Genomic DNA, 20,715 nt, shown 5'->3' on the forward strand with positions numbered 1-20,715 from the left:
GCGCTGACCCGGTCAGCGCCTCCGTCAAGGTGCGACGCCTCAGGCCCGCTGGCGCGCCAGGGTCATGGCGGTGTCTTCGATCATGTCTTCCTGGCCGCCAACCATGCCGCGGCGACCCATCTCCACCAGAATCTCCCGTGCTGGCACGCCGTACTTTTTCTCGGCGCGCTTGGCAAACAGCAGGAACGAGCCATACACCCCGGCGTAGCCCATGGTCAGGGCATCGCGGTCGCTGCGGATCGGGAAGTCCATGATCGGCACCACCAGATCCTCGGCCACGTCCTGAATGCCAAACACACTGACCCCGGTTTCTATGCCCATGCGGTCGCACACGGCCACCAGGATTTCCATCGGCGTATTCCCCGCGCCCGCGCCGAGCCCGGCCGCCGCAGCGTCGATGCGGGTGGCTCCGGCCTCGATGGCCGCGATGGAGTTGGACACGCCCATCGACAGGTTGTGATGGCCGTGAAAGCCGATCTCGGTGTCCGGGTGCAGGGCCGCACGCAGGGCTGCAACCCGCGCCTTGATATCGTGTGGCAGCATGTAGCCGGCCGAATCGGTGAGGTAGACGCAGTTGGCGCCGAAGCTCTCCATCAACTTGCCCTGTTTGACCAGCCCCTCGGGACTGTTCATATGGGCCATCATCAAGAAACCCACGGTGTCCATGCCCAGCTTGCGGGCATAGGAGATGTGTTGCTCGGACACGTCCGCCTCGGTGCAATGGGTCGCCACGCGGATGGTATTGACCCCCAGTTCATGGGCCATTTGCAGATGGTCCACGGTGCCGATACCCGGCAGCAGCAGGGCTGACACCCTGGCCTTTTTCATCATCGGGATCACGGCCGACAGGTACTGCTCATCGGTGTGCGCCGGGAAGCCGTAGTTCACCGAGCTGCCACCCAGGCCGTCGCCATGGGTGACCTCAATCAGCGGCACGCCGGCTGCGTCCAGGCCGCAGGCGATGTCTTTCATCTGCTGCAGGCTGATCTGGTGACGCTTGGGGTGCATGCCGTCGCGCAGGCACATGTCATGCACGGTAATTTTTTTGCCGCGAAGATCCATGATCGGCTCCTTAAGCGAGGGCAGGTTGGGGGGCTGATGCCTTGAGTTGCAGCTCGCCCTTGAGGATTTCCTCGGCGAACATCTCGGCGGTGCGGGCGGCCGCGGCGGTCATGATGTCCAGGTTGCCGGCGTACTTGGGCAAGTAGTCGCCCAGGCCTTCGACCTCCATGAAAATCGAGACCCGGTTGCCGTCAAACACCGGGCCGTTGACCAGCTTGTAGCCGGGCACATACTGCTGCACCTGCTCGATCATGCTGGCGATGGCCAGGCTGATAGCGGCTTGATCCGGTTCGGTTTCAGTCAGGCAATGCACGGTATCGCGCATGATCAGCGGCGGCTCGGCGGGGTTGACGATAATGATCGCCTTGCCCTTTTTCGCCCCGCCCACCTGCTCGATGGCACTGGCCGTGGTGCGGGTGAATTCGTCGATATTCTTGCGCGTGCCCGGGCCCACCGATTTTGACGCGGCAGTAGCGACGATTTCGGCGTAAGCCACCGGCTGGACGCTGGACACGGCCGCCACCAGCGGAATGGTGGCCTGGCCGCCGCAGGTGACCATATTGACGTTCATGGCGCCGCGCTTGAGGTTGGCCTTGAGGTTGACCGGCGGTACGCAATACGGGCCAATGGCAGCCGGTGTCAGGTCGATCATCAGCACGCCCAGCTCGTTGAGCTTGCGGCTGTTTTCAGCATGGACATAAGCCGAGGTGGCATCGAAGGCGATCTGGATATTGTCTGCCAGCACGTGCGGCAACAGACCGTCGACCCCGTCACTGGTGGTCTTCAGGCCCATCTCGCGGGCGCGGCTCAGGCCTTCGGAGGTGGCATCGATGCCCACCATCCACACAGGCTCCAGCACTTCGCTGCGCAGCAGCTTGTAAAGCAGATCGGTGCCGATATTGCCCGGCCCGATCAGGGCACATTTGATCTTTTTGCTCATGGCTAAGGTCTCGAAGGGGGGTTAGGGCACAAAGCGCAGGTTGGCAGAGCCCAGGCCGCTGAGAGTCAGGCTGACCTCATCGCCGGGTTGTACCGGAACCAGCGGCGCCAGTGCGCCGGAAAGGATGATTTCGCCCTTGCGAAACGGGATGTCGAACTTGCCCAGGGTATTGGCCAGCCAGGCCACGGCCTCGCAGGGGTGGCCCTGTACCGCCGAGCCAAAACCATGACCGGCAGGCTGGCCGTTTTTCAGCAAGTGCAACTCGACCTTGGCCAGATCCAGCTCGCGCGGGTTGATGCGCTGTTCGCCCAGGGCGAACACACCGCAGGAAGCGTTGTCGGCCACGGTGTCCTGAATGCGGATTTTCCAGTCGGCAATGCGTGAGTCGACAATTTCGAAACACGGCACCACCCATTGGCTGGCTGCCATTACGTCTTCGGCGGTGATGCCGGGGCCGTGCAGGTCTTCGCCGAGGATAAAGGCGATTTCGCCTTCAGCCCGTGGCTGCACCAGGTGGTGGGCGGCAAAGCTCACATCGCTGTTGTCGGCGACTTGCATGCGGTCGGTCAAGAAGCCGAAATCGGGCTGGTGCACATCAAGCATGTCCTGCACGGCACGGCTGGTAACGCCAATTTTTTTGCCGACCACCTGCTCGCCCAGCGCCTGGCGGCGTTGCAAGAAACGCAGGGAAATGCGGTAGGCGGTGTCCAGGGTCAAATCCGGGTAGCGGGCGGTCAATGGCTCAAGGCTGCGCCGCTCCAGCAGGGCGTGAAACAACTCGTCGCCCAGGGCTTCAATCAACTGTGTGTCCATAAATTGGCTCTCGGGAGGCTATGCAGAAAATCCTCTTGTGGGAGCGAGCCTGCTCGCGAAACTTCTTCGCGAGCAGGCTCGCTCCCACGGTTTGATGGTGGCTCAACCCGGCCAGACGCTCGATTCGGCGCCGCCGTCTACTTCCAGGATCTTGCCGGTGACCCAGCGTGAAGCCGGGCTGGCCAGGTACAGCGCTGCAGCCGCGATATCTTCAACTTCGCCCAGGCTTTGCAGCGGCGTGGCCTTGATCATGCCGTCGCGCATGGCCACCGGCAGCACGCCATTGAGGGCGGCAGTCAGTACCGGGCCGGGAGCAATGCCGTTGACCCGTACCTGCGGTGCAAAGTCCTGGGCCAGCAGGCGGGTCATATGGCTCAGCGCGGCCTTGGCGGTGCCGTAGGCGCTGAATTGGGTTTGCGCATAACGCGCCGCGCCCGAGGTGATATTGATGATGTTGCCGCTGCCGGCTTCGCGCATATGCGGCACGCACAGCTGGCTCAGGTGATAGGCCGAAGACACGTTGAAGCGCATGATTTCTTCAAAACGCTCCACGCTCAGGGTCAGCGGATCGTTGGGGCCGGCGCCGCCAGCATTGTTTACCAGGTGGGTGATGCGGCCCATCTGCTCGCGGGCCTGGGTGACCAGAGCGCTGCGCTGTTCGCTGTCATTGACGTCGCAGCTCAGGGCCAGGGCCCGACGGCCGAGGCTGCGTACTTCTTCGGCTACGGCTTCAACGTCGGCCAAGGTGCGGGCGGCCAGAACCACGTCGGCGCCTGCTTCAGCATAGGCCAGGGCGATGCCGCGCCCGATGCCGCGCCCGCCGCCGGTGATCACTGCCACGCTGCCGGTCAGGTTGAAGCGCTGAATAATATTCATAAAAGTCCTTTTCCTTTTTAGGTACAAAGCTAGCGGGGCGCCCACAGGTCGGGCAAGCCGGGATCACTGGCGGCAATCAGGCGCTTGAGCAGCACCTTGAGCGCCTGGGCATCACCGGGAGCGAGACGGGCCGACACGTTCTCTTCCACCGCCTTGGCCAGCGCCACCTGTTGCAGCGAGGCCTCGCGGCCGGTGGCGGTCAGCACATAGCGTGGCGCCTGCTGGCTGCCTTCGAGGGCGACCAGGTTCTGCTTTTCAAGAAAGCGCATGCTTGCCACGCTTACCACATGCCCGGTATAGCTGACGAAGTGATTGATTTCATCCAGGGTCAGGTTGTCGCGAATACACAGCACTGACAGGATAAAAAAGGCATGTTCGTCCAGCTGCTGGTTGCTCAGCAGGCGATGCAGGGCGTCGAGCAGCTGATAATGGGCGCGGCCCAGCAAGTAACCGAGCAGGTCTTCGGTGTAACTGCATTCCGGCGGTGGCGGGGTGGTTGCCAGGCGCAGCTCGCTGCGCGGCTTGCGTGTTGCCAGGGCATATTGGCCACTTTGAAAGGCCAGCGGTGCACGGTCACTGTGATCGAAGGCGAGTACTTCCCCGACGAATATCACATGGTCGCCGCCTTCATACTGAAAAGCCGTGCGGCACTGAAACCTCGCGGTGCAGTCCTGCAACAGCGGCGCGGGGCTGATGCCGTTATCGAGTTCGATTTCGGCAAACTTGTTCTCGCCCTGCATGGCAAAGCGCCCCGAAAGCGGCTCCTGCTCTGTCGACAGCACATGCACGTTCCAGTGCGAACCGGCACTGAATACCGGCAGGCTGCGGGCGGACTTGGCCAGGCTCCACAGCACCAGCGGCGGGTTGAGCGATACCGAGTTGAAACTGTTGGCCGTAATGCCAATGGGCGAGCCATCTTCGGCCTGGGTGGTGATGATCGTCACCCCGGTGGTGAAGGTGCCCAGCGCGGTACGGAATGCCTGCGGGTCAAAACTGCTTTGCACTGCCATGACGAACCTCATGGATTGAATTTTCGTGCTGGCAGTATTCCCCTGGCTTGCGGGGGCTACATCGTCTTAATGGACTAACGGATATGGCCGATTATCGTCCGATCGGACGAGGCATTGCGGGGCGCAGTTCGCTAGCGTCGGTTGATCGAACCGGTGTATCAGAGGACTTATCCATGACGTTCAGCAGCACTGCTCCAGAACAGCTGACCAGCCTGTTGGCGGCGCAGAAAAAAGCCTTTGTCGGCGCAGGCCACGTCAGTGCCGAGCTGCGTCGGGAGCGCATCCAGCGGGTGATTGAGTTGCTGGTGCGCTTCCAGCAGCCGCTGGTCGAGGCCATGGATGCCGACTTTGGCGGCAGGCCCCAGGGCTTTTCGTTGATGAATGACGTGCTGGGTTCCCTGGCCTCGCTCAAATACGCCCGCGACCATCTCGAGCACTGGGTTGCAGACGAGCCGCGCCAGGTGTTTGCGCCCTATGACCAGTTGGGCGCCAAGGCCTGGGTGATGCACCAGCCCAAGGGCAGTATCGGCATTCTCGGCACCTGGAATGCGCCGCTGTTCACCTTGCTCAGCCCCCTGGCCTGCGTGCTGGCGGCGGGTAACCGGGCGATTCTCAAGCCCTCTGAAGTGGTGCCGCGTACCGCCGATGTGCTTGTCGGGGCTTTTGCCGAGCTGTTCGATCCGCTGGAAATCGCCGTGGTCACCGGCGACGCCGAACTGGCGCAAGTGTTTACTGCGCAAGCCTTCGACCATCTGGTGTTTACCGGCAGCACTGCGGTTGCGCGCTCGGTGATGCGCAATGCGGCGCAACACCTGGTGCCGTTGACCCTGGAGCTGGGCGGCAAGTCGCCAGTGATTATTTCCCGCAGCGCCGATCTGGCCAAGGCGGCCTTCAGCATTGCCGTGGCCAAGGCCAATAACGGCGGGCAAATCTGCATCAACCCGGACGTGGTGTATGTGCCCCGCGAACAGATGGAAGATTTCCTTGGCCTGCTGGGCGCGGCCTACAGTGAGCTGTTGCCCGCCACCGACGCCAATCCTGACGTGGTTGCGGTGGTCAACGACCGGCATCTGCAGCGTATCGAAGGCTATGTGCAGGACGCCCGCCAGCGTGGCGCGCGTGTCGAGCGCTTCCCTCGGGCTCTTGAGGTTGACGCGCTCACACGCAGGCGCCCGTTGCAGGTGGTGATCAATCCGCCCCGCGACAGCCTGATCCTGCAAGAAGAAATTTTCGGTCCGGCACTGGTGCTGTTGCCCTATGAGCAGCTTGACCGTGCGCTGGCCGATATCCATTCACGCGAGCGCCCGCTGGCGCTGTACTACTTCGGGCAAAGTGAAGAAGAGCAGCGTCATGTGCTGCAAAACACGATTTCCGGTGGGGTCAGCATCAACGACGTGATGATGCATGCGGCTTTGCACGATGCGCCTTTTGGCGGTATTGGCGCCTCGGGCATGGGCCATTACCACGGCCGCGAAGGCTTCCTGGAGTTCAGCCATATGCGCACCGTGTACAAGGCTGCGGCCCACGACCCGCGCCGCGAGTGGGGCCTGTTGCCGCCTTATGGCGAGCACTTTTTACCCTCCATGCAGGCGATGGTCACCGCCGACTGAAACCCGAAATGCCCTTGTGGGAGCGAGCAGGCTCGCTCCCACAAGGGGCGTTGCTCTTTAAATAAAAACAAGATTTGCTCTGGAGATAGACCTTGCAAAACCCTGCCGAAACACCTGAACAATCCACTGGCTGGCCCCGTCGCCACGTCCTCAAAGCGGGCGCCCTGGCCGTGGGTGCCGGGCTGCTGGGGCGTTTTGCCAATGCCGCTGAAGGCACCGCCATTTCGCCCGCCGAGTATCTGGCAATGGATGCCACCGACATGGCCCGCGCCGTACAAAAGGGCGAACTCAGCCCGCACGCTCTGCTGGCAGCGGCCATGGCCCGCTGTGATGCCGTCAACCCCAAGGTCAATGCCGTCAATATGCGCCATGACGACTACGCCCAGGCACTGCTCAAGGCCCGCAGTGCCAGCGGGACTGCGAATACCGGCGCACTGGCCGGGGTGCCGATCCTGATCAAGGACCTCAACACCTACCTGCAAGGTACCCGCACCACCAATGGCAGCAGGTTGTACAAGGACGCGCCACCAGCGCCCCACACCAGTACCCTGATTGACCGCTATCAGGCAGCCGGGGCCGTGCCGTTTGGCAAGACCACCTGCCCGGAATTCGGCCTGACCACCACCACCGAATCCCTGCTGTGGGGCCAGACCCGCAACCCCTGGAACCTGGCCAAAAGCGCCGGCGGCTCGTCCGGCGGAGCTGCTTCGGCGGTTGCCGCAGGTATTGTGCCGGTGGCCCATGCCACCGACGGCGGCGGCTCGATCCGCATTCCGGCGTCTTATTGCGGGCTGGTCGGGCTCAAGCCGACGCGTTACCGCACACCAAGCGGCCCGGGCAAGTACGAGGGTTGGTTCGGTGCCAGCGTGGGCAACGTGGTGTCGCGCAATATGCGCGATATGGCGCTGTTTATGGACGTGGGGCAGGGACATGAGGCGGGCAGCCCGTATTGGGCAAAACCGCTGGTACGTCCTTACGTTGAAGAGCTGCGCACTGCACCGGGCCGTCTGCGTATCGGTGTGGTGCGTGACTCGTTGACCGGCTCGCCGCTGGACCCGGCGGTGGTCAGGGTGCTGGACGACACTGCCAAACGCCTGGCCGCCCAGGGCCATGAAGTTGAAGAATTGCGCCTGAGCATCGACCCACGGCAGTTGTTCGGAGCCCACGGCTCGGTGGTTGGCGATGCCTTGCTGACCATGGTGCACGATCGCGAGCAAGTGCTGGGGCGTAGCGCCACGGCCGATGAATATGAACGCATCACCCAGGTGGTACTGGGCAATGCCCAAAAAGTCACTGGAGAGGGTCTGTACCGGGCGCGGCAGTCGTTCGAAAGTATTGGCGGTTATATGGAAGAGCAGTTCCAGAAGTACGACGTGATCCTGTCGCCGGTAACGGCCAACATTACCCCGGACCTGGGCCTGCTGAGCCTGAACCAGCCGTGGGACAGCTATGCCCACAACGCCATGGGCAGCGCGGCCTTTACCGTGTTGGCCAACGTCAGCGGGCAGCCGGCGCTGTCGTTGCCGGTGGGCATGAGCGACAACGGCCTGCCCATCGGCATGATGTTCACCGCGCCATTGGGCGGTGAAGACGTGTTGCTGCGTTTGGGCGCGCAGATCGAGCAGGATCGGCCTTTTGCGAAGTTGCCGGTGGTTTAAAAAGCGCCCTGACCCTCTCCCTCAGGGAGAGGGGATTGATTGGCGTTTACCCTGCGGCTAGCTCCCTCTGCCTTTGGCAGAGGGTTGGGGTGAGGGCCAGCCTTCACCCGATATCCCGATATCCCGACTAGTCCGCTTTGACGATGATCCACAACCCCGCTGGCGGGATTATTCGTCACACACCGCCCGCGCATTCGCGCAGCGAGAGACTGACGGAGAACACACGGATGGATCAGATACGAGAGAAAAGTCCGATTGAGCTTGAGCTGCTGCAACGCGCGCGCAATTTGATACCTGCGCTTAAAAGCCGTTCAGCCCAGGCGGACAAGGACTGCAAGCTACCTGACGAAACCGTTCGCGAAATGCAGGAAGCCGGGCTGTTTCGTGCCCTGCAACCGAAAAAGTGGGGCGGCCATGAAATCGACTTGCGCACCTTTTTTGAAATCCAGATGACCCTGGCGGAAGGCTGCATGTCCACCGCCTGGGTTTATGGCGTAGTGGGTGTGCATCCGTGGCAACTGGCGCGTTACCCGGTAGAGGCGCAGCGTGATGTGTGGGGCGAGGACAGCTCGGTGCTGGTGGCCTCGACCTATATGCCCGTGGCCAAGGTCACGCCGGTCAAGGGCGGCTATCAGGTCAGCGGGCGCTGGGGCTTCTCCAGTGGCAGCCAGCATGCGCAGTGGTGTCTGCTTGGCGGCATCGTGCCGCAAGATGAAACCGGCCCTACCGAACACGGCACCTTCCTGATCCCGGCCAGCGACTACCGTATCGAGCAGAACTGGGACGTGTTGGGGCTGCGCGGCAGCGGCAGCCACGATATCGTCGTTGAAGACGCTTTTGTTCCGGCCCATCGAGTACAACGCACCAACAATTACGGCATCGAAGCCACACCGGGGCGGCTGGTCAACACCAACCCGATGTACGCCATCCCGTTTGCCCAGGTGTTTGCCCGTGCCGTCTCTACCTCGGCCCTCGGCGCCCTGCAAGGCGCGATCAACGAGTTCCGTGACAACGCGGCCAAGCACATCGGCAAGCATGGCGCCAAAACCGCCGAAGACCCGGCCGCCCAGGCTGCCGTGGCCGAAGCCATCATCACCGTCGACTCGCTCAAACTGGTGCTGATGCGCAACTACGCCAACCTGATGGCGCTGGCCGCCGCCGGGGAATACCCGGATGTGGAAACCCGCTTGCTGTATCGCTACCAGTCCTCCCATGTAACCAATGTGTGCGCCGACCGGGTCAGTGACCTGCTGCGCTGCATGGCCGCATCGGGCTTGTACAACACCAACCCGGTGGCGCGCTTCTTCCGTGACCTGCATCAGGCTCGCGGGCATATCGCCAATAACGAGGCGGCTTACCGGCGCAGTTACGGCCTGGTGCAATTGGGCCTGCCCAACGCGGACCCGTTTGTGTGATCGGCTGATCTACATCCGGCAAAACACCTCTGACCTCAGCGCAAGGCATAACAATAATGACGGCTCACGATCAGTCTCAGTCCAGCTATGACGTAATTGTTGTCGGCTCCGGCGCCGGCGCCATGACCTCAGCCCTGTTTGCGGCTGATCAGGGCCTGTCGGTCCTGATTGTCGAAAAAAGCGATAAATACGGTGGCACTTCGGCGATTTCCGGTGGCGGTATCTGGATCCCCAACAACCACTACTTTGCCGCGCTCGGCGGGCAGGACAGCCCCGAGCTGTCGATGCAGTACCTCAAGGCGGCCACCGGCGAGCATGGCGACCCGGTGCGCCTGAAGGCGTATCTGGATCACGCCGCGCCGATGATCAAAAGGCTCACTGCCAACAGCCACGTGCGTTATGCGGTGGCCGACAAATACCCCGATTACTACCCGCAACTGCCCGGCGCCTTGCCGGGTGGTCGCACCCTGGACCCGGAGCTGTTCGACACCAGCCTGCTGGCCGAAGAGCTGCCCAACCTGCGCAAGCCTTCACCCTCCACCCTGTTGATGGGGCGCATTGCCTGGACGGCCCGCGATGCGCACAAGGCCATGGCGCGCAGCTTTGGCTGGCAATGGCTGATCTTCAAGTTGATGGCGCGCTACAAGCTCGACTTCAAATGGCGGCGCAAAAGCAAGTACGACCGCCGCGCTGCGTTGGGCAGTTCGCTGGTGGCGTCGTTGCGTCGTTCACTGATGGACCGCAACGTGCCGCTGTGGCTCAACACCGACTTTCAGGATGTGGTGCTCGACGGTGACCGGGTGTGCGGCATCAAGGTCGCCACCGGCGGCAAGGTGCTTGAACTCAAGGCCCGTCGCGCCGTGATTTTCGGCTCCGGCGGTTTCGAACAGAACCAGACGCTGCGTGAGAAGTTCCTGCCGCAGCCGACCCGTGCCAGCTGGAGCGCCACGCCACCGGGCAACAATACCGGGGCAGCGCTTGAGGCCGGCATGCACATTGGCGCGGCCACCGCGCTGATGGACTGGGCCTGGTGGGCGCCGACCATTGCCGTACCCGGCGAAGAAAAACCCCGCGGGGTGTTTGCCGAACGGGCGTTCCCGGGGGCTATTGTGGTCAACAGCCTGGGTCAGCGCTTCGTCAACGAAGCGGCGCCGTACCTGGAGTTCGTCGACGCCATGTATCAGGACAATCGCAAGACTGATGGCCGATCAGTGCCTTCGTGGGTGATCTTCGACGGGCACTTTCGCTTCCACTACGCCATGGGCCCGTTGATGCCGGCCCAGGTGATGCCCGACAGCCGGCTGCGCAAGGAGTGGCTCAACACCGTGTACTGGAAGGCCGACAGCCTTGAAGCCCTGGCCATGCAGATCGGCGTGGATGCGCAGGGGCTGGACAGCACCGTGCAGAAGGTCAACGGCTACGCCCAAACGGGTGTCGACCTGGACTTCGATCGCGGCGGCAACGTCTTCGATCGCTACTACGGCGACAGTAATATCAAACCCAACCCGTGCCTGGCGCCGTTGCGCAAGGGGCCGTACTACGCCATGCGCCTGGATGCCGGTGATATCGGTACCAAGGGCGGGTTACTGACCAACCAGCATGCCCAGGTGGTGCGTGAGGACGGCCAGCCGATCCCCGGCCTGTATGCGATCGGCAATTGCTCGGCATCGGTGATGGGCACCAGCTACCCGGGCGCCGGTGGCACCCTGGGCCCGGCCATGACCTTTGGTTATATCGCCGCCAATCATATCGCCAGCAGCGTGCCGGCTACGGCCAGCAGCAAGGTGCGGGCACTGTCATGAGCCGAGCGCAGCATACGTCCAGCAACAGCAAAATTCTCGCGCCCTTGCAGGCCGAGCGCCTGAGTGCAGGGGACTGGCATGACACCTGTGACGTGCTGGTCATCGGTTGGGGGGCGGCGGGTGCCTGCGCCGCACTGGAGGCCAGCAGCAATGGCGCCAGGGTGATCGTGGCCGACCGCTTTACCGGCGGCGGCGCCAGTGCCAAAAGTGGTGGTGTGGTTTACGCCGGTGGCGGCACCCGGCATCAACAGGCCGCGGGTTACACCGACAGCACCCAAGCGATGTTTGACTACCTCAAGCACGAAACCCAGGGCGTGGTCAGCGACGCAACCCTGCAAAAATTCTGCGATGACAGTGTCAGCAATCTTGACTGGCTTGAAAGCCACGGCGCGCGTTATGCCCATAGCGTACCGCCGGGAGGGAAGACCTCTTACCCGTCCGATGGCCATTTTTTGTATTACTCGGGCAATGAGCTGGTGCCTTCCCATGCCGGCACCCGGCCCCCGGCCCCCCGCGGCCATCGTACGGTGGGCAAGGGCCAGTGTGGCGCGGTGCTGTATGGACACCTCAAAGCCGCGTGTCTGCGGGCCGGGGTGCAGCCGCTGTTGCAATCGGCGGCACGTCGGCTGGTGGTGGATGCCAGCGGGCGGGTGGTGGGTGCCGAGTTCTGCAGCCTGCCCGAGGGCAGCCGCGAAGCGCGCTTGCATGCACGCCTGGCGGCACGGGCCGAGCGCCTGCAAAACTTCGCCCCCGGTTACTGCGACCGCCTGCGCCTCAAAGTTAGCCAGCTGGAGCGTGACCATGGCCAGCCGTTGCTGATCCGGGCGCGCCGCGCGGTTATCCTCAGCACCGGGGGCTTTATCTTCAACCGCGGGCTGATTCGCGATCATGCGCCCAACTTCAGGCGCAATTTCAAGGTGGGCGCTACCGGTTGCGATGGCAGCGGTCTGCTGCTGGGGCAGTCGGTGGGGGCCCGAAGCGAGCGGTTGAGCCGGGTGTCGGCCTGGCGCTTTATCAACCCGCCGCACTGCTGGCCCAAGGGCATTGTGGTCAACAGCAATGGCCAGCGTTTTTGCAACGAAGAAGTCTACGGCGCCACCCTTGGCCAGCCGCTGTGCGATGAGCAGGGCGGGCAGGCGTGGCTGGTGCTGGATGCGCGTTTGCGCAAACAGGCAATCCGTCAGGCGCTGTTCGGTGGCTATTGGTGGTTCCAGAGCCTGCCGGCACTGGCCTTGATGCTGCTCAAGGTGCGCAAGGGTGACAACCCGGACCGGTTGGCCAGCGTTTGCGGCATGCAGGCGGGGGAGCTGAGTGGTGCCCTGCGCGCTTACAACGCCGGTGCCCGGGGCGATGGGCCGGATGCTTTCGGCAAGTCTGAAGGCAGCCGCCAGGTGTTGGATAAGGGGCCGTTTTACGCTTGCGATATCAGCGTCGGTAACCCGATCTTTCCGCTGGGGGCGCTGACCCTGGGCGGGCTTAAAGTTGATGAAAGCAACGGCGCTGTACTCGATACCGATGGCCAGCCGATTGCCGGCCTGTTCAGCGCCGGGCGCACCGCCATCGGTGTGGCGTCGCACCTGTATATCAGTGGCTTGTCCCTGGCCGACTGCGTGTTTTCGGGGCGCCGTGCCGGCCTTGCCGCCTCAGGCAGGAACGAGCCTGGCACAACAATCGCGAGCAGGCTCGCTCCCACAGACAGTGCAAGGGTGACCTTATGAGCGCACGTGTTGCAGGCAAGGTGGCGTTGATTACCGGTGGGGCCAGTGGCGTGGGCAGGGCAACGGCGCTGCTGCTCGCCCGTGAAGGTGCCCGTGTGGTGATCAGCGATATCGATGTGGCGGGTGGCCTGGCCCTGGCTGAAGAGATCGGTGCGCAAGCATTGTTTATTGAGCATGACGCGGGCAGCGAAGCAGATTGGGCGCGGGTGATCGACACCGTTCGCGAGCACCACGGGCGGCTGGATATCCTGTTCAACAACGCCGGGATCCTGCTCAAGGGCGATATTGAAAATACCGCCTATAGTGATTGGCAACGGGTGCAGCGCATCAACTCCGACAGTGTCTTCCTGGGTTGTCGCGCCGCCATAAGCCTGATGAAGGAAAGCGAGGGCGGCTCCATTATCAACATGTCTTCGATTGCGGCGGTGGCCGGACGCGATGATTACGTTGCCTACAGCGCCTCCAAAGGCGCCGTCGCCGCCCTGTCGCGTACCGTGGCGGTGTTGTGCCGTCGGCGCAAATACCGCATTCGCTGCAATTCCCTGCACCCTGACGGCATCCTCACACCGATGACCACCGCGGGCTTGCCCGCCGGGCTCGACCCGTGGAGCCTGACCATCGATGCCGACCCCATGGGACGCATGTGCCTGCCCGAAGATGTCGCCGCCAGCGTGCTGTTTTTGGCCAGTGACGAGTCCCGCGCTATCAGTGGTATCGAGCTGCGGATCGACAGCGGCCAGTTTGTGATGAGTATCTGATATGAGCCAACCGGCGTATTTCTCCCTGCGCGTAGCGCAAATTGTGACTGAAACCGCGGACTCCCGTTCCCTGGTGTTCGATGTCCCTGCGGCCTTGCGTGAGCAGTTCACCTATAAGTCAGGGCAGTTTCTGACCCTGCGCGTGCCCTTTGAAGGCGGCTGGTTGCCGCGCTGTTATTCGCTCTCCAGCACCCCGCTGGAGGACGAGCCCCTGCGCGTCACCATCAAGCAAGTACGTGACGGTCGTGCCTCCAACTGGCTGTGTGAGCAGTTGCGTGAGGGCGACCAGCTGGAAGTGCTGGCGCCGGCCGGGGTATTTGTACCGCGGCATTTTGACAATGACTTTGTGCTGTTTGGCGGTGGTAGCGGGGTCACACCGGTGCTGTCGATCCTGCGATCGGCGCTGATTGCCGGCACAGGCCGGATCCTGCTGATTTACGCCAATCGCGATGAAGCGTCGGTGATCTTTGCCGCCGAGCTTAAAGCCCTGGCCAGCGCCCACCCGCAACGATTGCAAGTGATCCACTGGCTGGACTCGGTCCAGGGCATACCGGCGGTGGCACAACTGGCGCAGATGGCACAGCCTTTTGTGCATGCCCAGGCTTATATCTGTGGCCCCGGCCCGTTTATGGATGCGGCCGTCAGCGCCTTGCACGACATCGGCATGGAGCACGGGCACATCCACGTCGAGCGTTTTGTCTCGCTGCCGGAAGAGGGCAGTGTGGCCGCTCCGGCACCGGTCAACACCGATGTGATCGGCAGCCAGCTGTCGGTGCGCCTGGACGGGGAGGAGTACGAAGTGCCCTGTGCAGAAGGCGAAACCCTGCTCAATGCCATGCATCGCGCCGGCCTGAAACCGCCCAGCTCCTGCCTGGTGGGTTCCTGCGCAACCTGCATGTGTACGGTTGAGCGCGGCAGTGTCGAAATGCTGCGCAATGATGCCCTGGACCCACAAGAACTCAATGACGGCTGGGTGCTGGCGTGCCAATCGGTGCCCAGCAGCGAACAGCTGCGCGTGTGCTTTCCCGAATAACCTGCCAGACGAGTGACCGATGACTTCCAGCCTGCAACAGAGCCTGCCGCGCTCGATCCCGCAACTGCTGTTCAACGCCTCGGTGCAGCATGCCGGGCGCACGGCCATTGAAGAACATGGCCAATGCATCGACTACAGCGAACTGCCGCGCCTGGCCCTGGGCGTAACCCGCAGCCTGATGGCTCAGGGCATTGGCAAGGGCGATCGGGTAGCGATCTGGGCACCCAACGGCCGGGACTGGATCATTGCCGCGCTGGGCATTCATTGCGCGGGGGCGGTCATGGTGCCGATCAACACCCGGATGAAAGGCCCTGAAGCGGCCGATATCTTGCTGCGCAGCGGCAGCCGTCTGCTGTTTGTGCAGCCGAGTTTTCTGGGCACCGATTACCTGGCTTTGCTCGCGCCCTATCGACCGGCCAGCCTCAAGTGCCTGGTGTTGCTGGGCGAAACCACGGCGGCCAGTTCCGCCGGCCTGGACTGGGACGGTTTTGTGGCCATTGGCGCGGCCACCAGCGAGTCTGCCGCGCTGTTGCGTGCAGCCAGCGTGAATAGCGATGACCTCAGCGACCTGCTGTTTACCTCCGGTACCACCGGCAAGCCCAAGGGCGTGATGAGCGCCCATGGTCAAACGATTCGGGCCTTTAGCGAATACGTGTCGGTGATCGGTTTACAGGCCGGTGACCGTTATCTGGTGATCAACCCGTTTTTTCATGCCTTTGGCTACAAGGCGGGGTGGCTGACCTGCTTGCTGGCGGGGGCGACCATCCTGCCGCACCCGGTGTTCGACGCCGAAGCGGTGTTCCAGCGCATTGCCGCAGAGCGCATCACCGTGTTGCCGGGGCCGCCGACCCTGTACCTGTCGATGCTGGCCCATCCCAAGCTGGCGGAAACCGACCTGTCGAGCCTGCGCATTGCCGTGACCGGCGCGGCGACGGTGCCGCCGATCCTGATCGAGCGCATGCGCAGCGAACTGGGCTTTGCGGTGGTGACCACGGCCTATGGCCTGACCGAATGCGGCGGCTTGGCCACTATTTGCGACCCTGCTGACTCGGCGACGATCATCGCCAGCACCAGTGGCCGGGCGATTCCGGGCACCGAGGTGAGCATTCGTGACCCGCAAAACCGGGCTTTACCGGCGGGCAGCACGGGGGAGATCTGCCTGCGCGGTTTTCATGTGATGCAGGGCTACTTTGAAGACCCGCAGGCCACCGCTGAAACCATCGACAGTGAAGGCTGGTTGCACACCGGGGATATAGGCCAGCAGGATGCCGCGGGCAATCTGCGCATCACCGACCGGCTTAAAGACATGTTTATCGTCGGTGGTTTCAACTGTTACCCGGCTGAGATAGAAGCCGGTCTGATGGAGCATCCGGGCATTGCCCAGGTGGCGGTAATCGGTATACCCGACGCGCGTATGGGCGAGGTAGGGTGTGCGTGCGTGGTGTTGCGTCATGGTGTGCAACTGGATGAGGCAGGATTGATCCAGTGGGCGCGTGAACATATGGCCAATTACAAGGTACCGCGTGTGGTGCGCTTCCATGACGCGCTGCCGGTGAATGCGTCGAACAAGGTGGCGAAGAATGAGTTGCGGGCGGGATTCATGTAACGGGCCACCTGTGCGCTCGCCCTCACTCTGGCCTCCAGGGCCGGGGTGAGGGGGGCTTTTCCGGACATAGAACCGGACATCGACAATGGCCATAACTGTCCCCTTTTGGCCTGCCTCCCTCTGTGATCGCGCCGGGCTCTCGGCAAGAATCAACCCCGTCACTCAATAACAACAAACCACTTCGTCCTTGCCCTTGGCCTTTTGCAGGCCGCTGCCGTGTACAGAACATAACAACGATCGATCTCACGCCGAATCCGGGGAACTGAGCCATGGACACTCTGAAACGCTTGATGAGCGCCACTGTTTGTGGGCTGACGCTGCTGGCCAGTGCCGTACAGGCCGAACAGCGCGAGCTGCGGGTGTATAACTGGGCGGACTATATCCTGCCGTCCGTGCCCAAGGACTTCGCCAGACAGACCGGCATCAAGGTCACCTGGGACTCCTTCGACACCAACGAAGCCCTGGAAGCCAAACTCCTCACCGGCAATTCGGGCTATGACCTGGTGGTGCCGTCCAACCAGTTCCTCGATACCCAGATCAAGGCCGGGGTGTTCCAGAAGCTGGACAAGAGCAAGCTGCCCAACTGGCAGCACCAGGACCCGGCGCTGCTCAAGCTGCTGGACACCAATGACCCTGGCAATCAGTACGCTGTGCCCTACATGTACGGTACGGTGCTGATCGGTTTCAACCCGGCCAAGGTCAAGGCTGCGCTGGGTGAGGATGCGCCGGTGGACAGCTGGGACCTGGTGTTCAAACCCGAAAACATGGCCAAACTCAAATCCTGCGGCGTGGCGATGCTCGATTCACCTTCGGAAATCCTGCCCTTGGCCCTGCACTATCTAGGGCTGGACCCCAACAGCCAGAACCCCGCCGATTATGAAAAAGCCAAGGCGCTGATGCTCAAGGTCCGCCCCTACGTGACCTACTTCAACTCGGCCAAGTACATGACGGATATCGCCAATGGTGACATCTGCGTGGCCATTGGTTATTCCGGCAGCTTCTACCAGTTTGGCAACCGCGCCAAAGAGTCGGGCAACGGCGTGGTGGTGGACTGGCGCTTGCCCAAGGAGGGCGCACCGATCTGGTTTGACACCTTCGCCATCCCTAAAAGTGCAAAAAATGTCGAAGAGGCCCACGAATTTCTCAACCACCTGCTGGAGCCCAAGGTCATTGCCGGGATCAGTGATTTTCTGGGTTACCCCAATGCCAACAAGGACTCGCTGGCACTGATCAACAAGGACATCACCGGTAACCCCAACCTGACCCCGACCAGCGAGGCGCTCAAGTCGCTGTATGTGGTGCAACCGTTGCCGCAAAAAATGGAGCGCGTGCGCACCCGGGTGTGGACCAGTATCAAGTCGGACAAGTAACCCCTCGGAGGTAGTGCATGGGGGTTATCGTCAAGTGCCGGCCAGGTTCTTACACTGGCTGCACTTAATCGAACGACGAGAAAGCACCATGCGTATCCGTGAGCTTGGCATCACCATCGGTTCGGGCACCCCGGGGGCGTACAACGCCATCACCGACGTACCGGGTGTGCGAGTGGGTCATCACACCCTCAACGTTGAAAACGGCGATGTTTCCATCCATTCCGGTGTCACCGTGATTGAGCCGCGTGCGGGAGCCACCCACCTGCAACCCTGCTTCGCCGGCGTGCATGTGCTCAATGGCAACGGCGACGCCACGGGGCTGGAGTGGATTCGCGAAGCCGGTTTGCTGACCTCGCCGATTGCCTATACCAATACCCACAGTGTTGGCGTGGTGCGCGATGCGCTGGTGGCAGCCGAACGTGAGCTGGGCAAGCAGCACACCTACTGGTGCATGCCGGTGGTGCTGGAAACCTACGACGGCACGCTGAACGATATCTGGGGTCAGCATGTCACGGCCGAGCATGTGCAACTTGCCCTGCAGGATGCCAGGACAGGCCCTGTGCAGGAGGGCAATGTGGGCGGTGGCACAGGGATGATCTGTCACGAGTTCAAGGGTGGCATTGGCACATCCTCGCGAGTGTTGAGCCCGGAGCAGGGGGGCTGGACCGTCGGTGCGCTGGTGCAAGCCAACTATGGTGTGCGCGAAGCCTTGCGGGTGGGGGGTTACCCGGTGGGGACCGTGCTGGATGACGTACCGTCCCCGTTTAAGAGCGAGAAAAATGTGGGCGTGCCGGGCATGGGTTCGATCGTGATAACCATCGCCACCGATGCGCCGTTGTTGCCGCACCAGTGTACCCGTCTGGCGCAGCGTGCCAGTGTCGGGCTGGCGCGAGTGGGCGGCGGCACTGAAGACTCCAGCGGTGATATTTTTATTGCCTTTGCGGTGGGCAACAGCAATTTGCCGGTGGCCAACTTCGGCCACCCGGGTGAGCCGACCACGGCATTGCAGATGGTCAACAACGATTACATCTCGGCGCTGTTTGTGGCGGCTGCGGATGCGGTAGAGGAGGCGATACTCAATGCCATGCTCGGTGCGGATGACCTGAGCGGATGTGGCAATACCGTGCTGGCGCTCAAGCCCGAACGGTTGCTGGCAGCGTTGCAGCAGGTGGGCTGGAAAGCCTCCTGAGGGCTGCCTCAACCTTGCGTAGCAGCTGCCGTAGGAACGAGGCTGCGTTCCTCGGCAGCTGCTACGGGGATTTGCCCTTACAGTTTCGGCAACTGCCCCACCCGGGCCATCATCTCGGTGACGATCTGCAGGTCCAGCATGAACTGCTCCACGGTCTTGAATTCGTTATCGGTATGCCCGGTGTATTTCACATCCGGCATGGCCAGGCCGAATTGCACGCCATTAGGCAGTTCATGCACCGAGGTTGCACCCGCCGAAGTACCGTACGTGTGCTCCATGCCCAGGTTTTCGCTGGCTACCGCCAACAGCGCCTTGACCCACTCACCCTCGGGGTTACGGTACATCGGCTCGGCAATCGAGTACTCGAAACTCACCGGTACCTGCTGACTCTTGCTCCAGGCTGTCAGCTTCTCGGCAATCTGCGCTTTCAGCGCCTCCGGCGACTTGCCCTTGGGCACGCGCAGGTTGACCGCCAGCTTGAGCGCTTTGTCGTCCAGCCCCACAAAGGTCAGTGAGGTGGTCAGCGGCCCCATAAAGTCATCGGCAAAACCGACCCCCAGCTTGCCGCCCTTGTAGTCCAGGCCCCAGTTGTCGGCAGCATAGTGCGCTGCGTCGGTAATGTGGTTGTGCTTGAGGGCGATAGGGCCGTCGACGCTACTGATAAAGTCGAGCATCCGTGCCACCGGGTTGACCCCCGACTCGGGCTCTGAGGAGTGGGCAGAAACCCCGGTTACGGTCAGCACGACATCCTTGCCAACCACCTTGGCATTGACCTCGAAATCACCGCCATTGCGTTTGGCATATTCTGCACCGGCCTTGTTCAGGCTGGCCGCCAGCTCGGCGGGTTTGTCGGTCACCAGGGTTGCTACCGACGTCGACGGGATCTGGTTGGTCGCCATGCCGCCGGTCAGCGAGGCGATTTCGGCGCCCTGGCCTTCGCCCTTGCGCCGGGCAAAGGTGGCCATAACGGTGCCGTAGCCTTTTTCGGCAATCACCACCGGGTAGCCGCCATCCAGCGCCAGGTTGTAGTTGGGCACCGGGTTGTGTTCGAAGTAATAAGGAATGGCATCACCGCTGGTTTCTTCGGTGGTGTCGATCAGCAACTTGAAGTTCCTGGCCAGTGGCAGTTGTTCTTCCTTGATGACTTTCATGGCGTACATCGCCACCACGATGCCGTTTTTGTCATCCTCCGTACCGCGCCCGTACATACGGTCACCGATCAGTGTGACCTTGAACGGGTCGAGTTGGGTGCCGTCCTTGAGTACCCAGTTTTCCGGGGTTACCGGCACTACGTCGGCGTGGGCATGAATACCGACCACTTCATCGCCACTGCCTTCGAGGGAGACTTCATAGACACGGTTGTCGATATTGCGAAAGTTCAGGTTAAAGGCCTTGGCCAGATCCTTGATCTTGTCGGCGATCTTGAGAAATTGCGGGTTCTCGTACTGGGGTACGTCGTCCAGGTTGACGGTGGGGATGGCCACCAGTTCACGCAGGGTGTCGGTAGCCGCCTTGCCGTATTTGAGCCGGGTATACAGGCCCAGCAGGCGATAGATCTCGTTCTGTTGCTCGGGGGCCAGTGCCTTGTTGTCGAGAAAGGCGCTGATGGTCGGGCCGAGATTATCTTTTTGCGCCAGCTCACTCTTGGCCAACGCCCCCAGAAACTGACGGAAGTCAGTGACATGGGTGTCGCTGAACGTCTTGAGGATGACAGCACTCTGTTGCGGGGTGATGGTGGCGTGGGCTGCAGTGCTGAACGCAGCGAGGCTGGCCATCATCATGGTTGCAGCGGCCAGTTGTTTAAGTGAAAAGTCCATTTTGCAGGGCGTTCCTGTACAGGTCGTTGGATGGAAAC

The 20,715-nt window shown here is 62.2% G+C and carries 16 protein-coding genes; 10 read left to right on the forward strand and 6 right to left on the reverse strand.

The window, feature by feature from the left end:
* Window positions 1–39: 39 nt before the first annotated feature.
* The 5 genes from dmpG to EQV96_RS00510 form a co-directional block, all read right to left on the reverse strand.
* The gene (gene dmpG, locus EQV96_RS00490; protein ID WP_095018480.1) at window positions 40–1,062 is read right to left on the reverse strand and encodes a 4-hydroxy-2-oxovalerate aldolase; all 1,023 of its coding nucleotides are present in this window, start codon (window positions 1,060–1,062) and stop codon (window positions 40–42) included.
* 10 nt (window positions 1,063–1,072) lie between these two features.
* Window positions 1,073–2,002 (reverse strand): acetaldehyde dehydrogenase (acetylating), encoded by a 930-nt coding sequence (locus EQV96_RS00495; RefSeq protein ID WP_095000067.1) that lies wholly within the window; start codon window positions 2,000–2,002, stop codon window positions 1,073–1,075.
* A 21-nt stretch (window positions 2,003–2,023) separates the two neighbouring features.
* Window positions 2,024–2,815, reverse strand: a complete 792-nt coding sequence (locus EQV96_RS00500; protein ID WP_095000068.1) for a fumarylacetoacetate hydrolase family protein — start codon at window positions 2,813–2,815, stop codon at window positions 2,024–2,026.
* A gap of 102 nt (window positions 2,816–2,917) precedes the next feature.
* On the reverse strand, window positions 2,918–3,691 hold the full coding sequence (locus tag EQV96_RS00505; RefSeq protein WP_095000069.1) for a glucose 1-dehydrogenase: 774 nt from the start codon (window positions 3,689–3,691) through the stop codon (window positions 2,918–2,920).
* Between the two features lie 29 nt (window positions 3,692–3,720).
* The gene (locus tag EQV96_RS00510) at window positions 3,721–4,701 is read right to left on the reverse strand and encodes a flavin reductase family protein (RefSeq protein WP_095000070.1); all 981 of its coding nucleotides are present in this window, start codon (window positions 4,699–4,701) and stop codon (window positions 3,721–3,723) included.
* Window positions 4,702–4,874: 173 nt separating this feature from the next.
* Between EQV96_RS00510 and EQV96_RS00515 the strand changes: the two genes are divergently transcribed.
* The 10 genes from EQV96_RS00515 to EQV96_RS00560 all read left to right on the forward strand — a co-directional run bounded on the left by EQV96_RS00515 (window position 4,875) and on the right by EQV96_RS00560 (window position 18,860).
* A complete protein-coding gene (locus EQV96_RS00515) occupies window positions 4,875–6,311 on the forward strand; it encodes a coniferyl aldehyde dehydrogenase (RefSeq protein ID WP_240881022.1) in 1,437 nt (478 codons plus the stop codon).
* Window positions 6,312–6,403: 92 nt separating this feature from the next.
* Window positions 6,404–7,969 carry an amidase family protein gene (locus EQV96_RS00520; protein ID WP_240881023.1) on the forward strand — a complete coding sequence of 522 codons (1,566 nt, stop codon included), beginning with the start codon at window positions 6,404–6,406 and terminating at the stop codon, window positions 7,967–7,969.
* A gap of 227 nt (window positions 7,970–8,196) precedes the next feature.
* Entirely contained in the window at window positions 8,197–9,384 is a 1,188-nt protein-coding gene (locus tag EQV96_RS00525; RefSeq protein WP_095000073.1) for an acyl-CoA dehydrogenase family protein, read from the forward strand.
* Window positions 9,385–9,440: 56 nt separating this feature from the next.
* Window positions 9,441–11,186, forward strand: a complete 1,746-nt coding sequence (locus tag EQV96_RS00530) for an FAD-binding protein (RefSeq protein WP_095019852.1) — start codon at window positions 9,441–9,443, stop codon at window positions 11,184–11,186.
* Window positions 11,183–12,904, forward strand: coding sequence for an FAD-binding protein (locus EQV96_RS00535; RefSeq protein ID WP_240881024.1), 1,722 nt, complete (start codon window positions 11,183–11,185; stop codon window positions 12,902–12,904). The genes EQV96_RS00530 and EQV96_RS00535 overlap by 4 nt, the downstream gene beginning before the upstream one ends.
* Window positions 12,901–13,662, forward strand: a complete 762-nt coding sequence (locus EQV96_RS00540; protein ID WP_095032527.1) for an SDR family oxidoreductase — start codon at window positions 12,901–12,903, stop codon at window positions 13,660–13,662. Before EQV96_RS00535 ends, EQV96_RS00540 begins: the two co-directional genes overlap by 4 nt.
* 1 nt (window position 13,663) lies before the next feature.
* Window positions 13,664–14,695, forward strand: a complete 1,032-nt coding sequence (locus tag EQV96_RS00545) for a ferredoxin--NADP reductase (RefSeq protein ID WP_095018485.1) — start codon at window positions 13,664–13,666, stop codon at window positions 14,693–14,695.
* Window positions 14,696–14,714: 19 nt separating this feature from the next.
* Window positions 14,715–16,301: a FadD3 family acyl-CoA ligase gene (locus EQV96_RS00550; protein WP_095019854.1), complete on the forward strand. Its 1,587-nt coding sequence runs from the start codon at window positions 14,715–14,717 to the stop codon at window positions 16,299–16,301.
* 269 nt (window positions 16,302–16,570) lie between these two features.
* On the forward strand, window positions 16,571–17,671 hold the full coding sequence (locus tag EQV96_RS00555; protein ID WP_095000079.1) for a polyamine ABC transporter substrate-binding protein: 1,101 nt from the start codon (window positions 16,571–16,573) through the stop codon (window positions 17,669–17,671).
* 88 nt (window positions 17,672–17,759) lie between these two features.
* Complete coding sequence (locus tag EQV96_RS00560; RefSeq protein WP_240881025.1) at window positions 17,760–18,860, forward strand: P1 family peptidase; 1,101 nt, start codon at window positions 17,760–17,762, stop codon at window positions 18,858–18,860.
* Window positions 18,861–18,937: 77 nt separating this feature from the next.
* Here EQV96_RS00560 and EQV96_RS00565 read toward each other — a convergent pair whose 3' ends face one another.
* Entirely contained in the window at window positions 18,938–20,677 is a 1,740-nt protein-coding gene (locus EQV96_RS00565) for a dipeptidase (protein ID WP_240881027.1), read from the reverse strand.
* Window positions 20,678–20,715 lie beyond the last annotated feature (38 nt).

It is taken from the genome of Pseudomonas sp. TMW22080 (assembly GCF_022496745.1).
Taxonomy (GTDB): Bacteria; Pseudomonadota; Gammaproteobacteria; order Pseudomonadales; family Pseudomonadaceae; genus Aquipseudomonas; species Aquipseudomonas bubulae.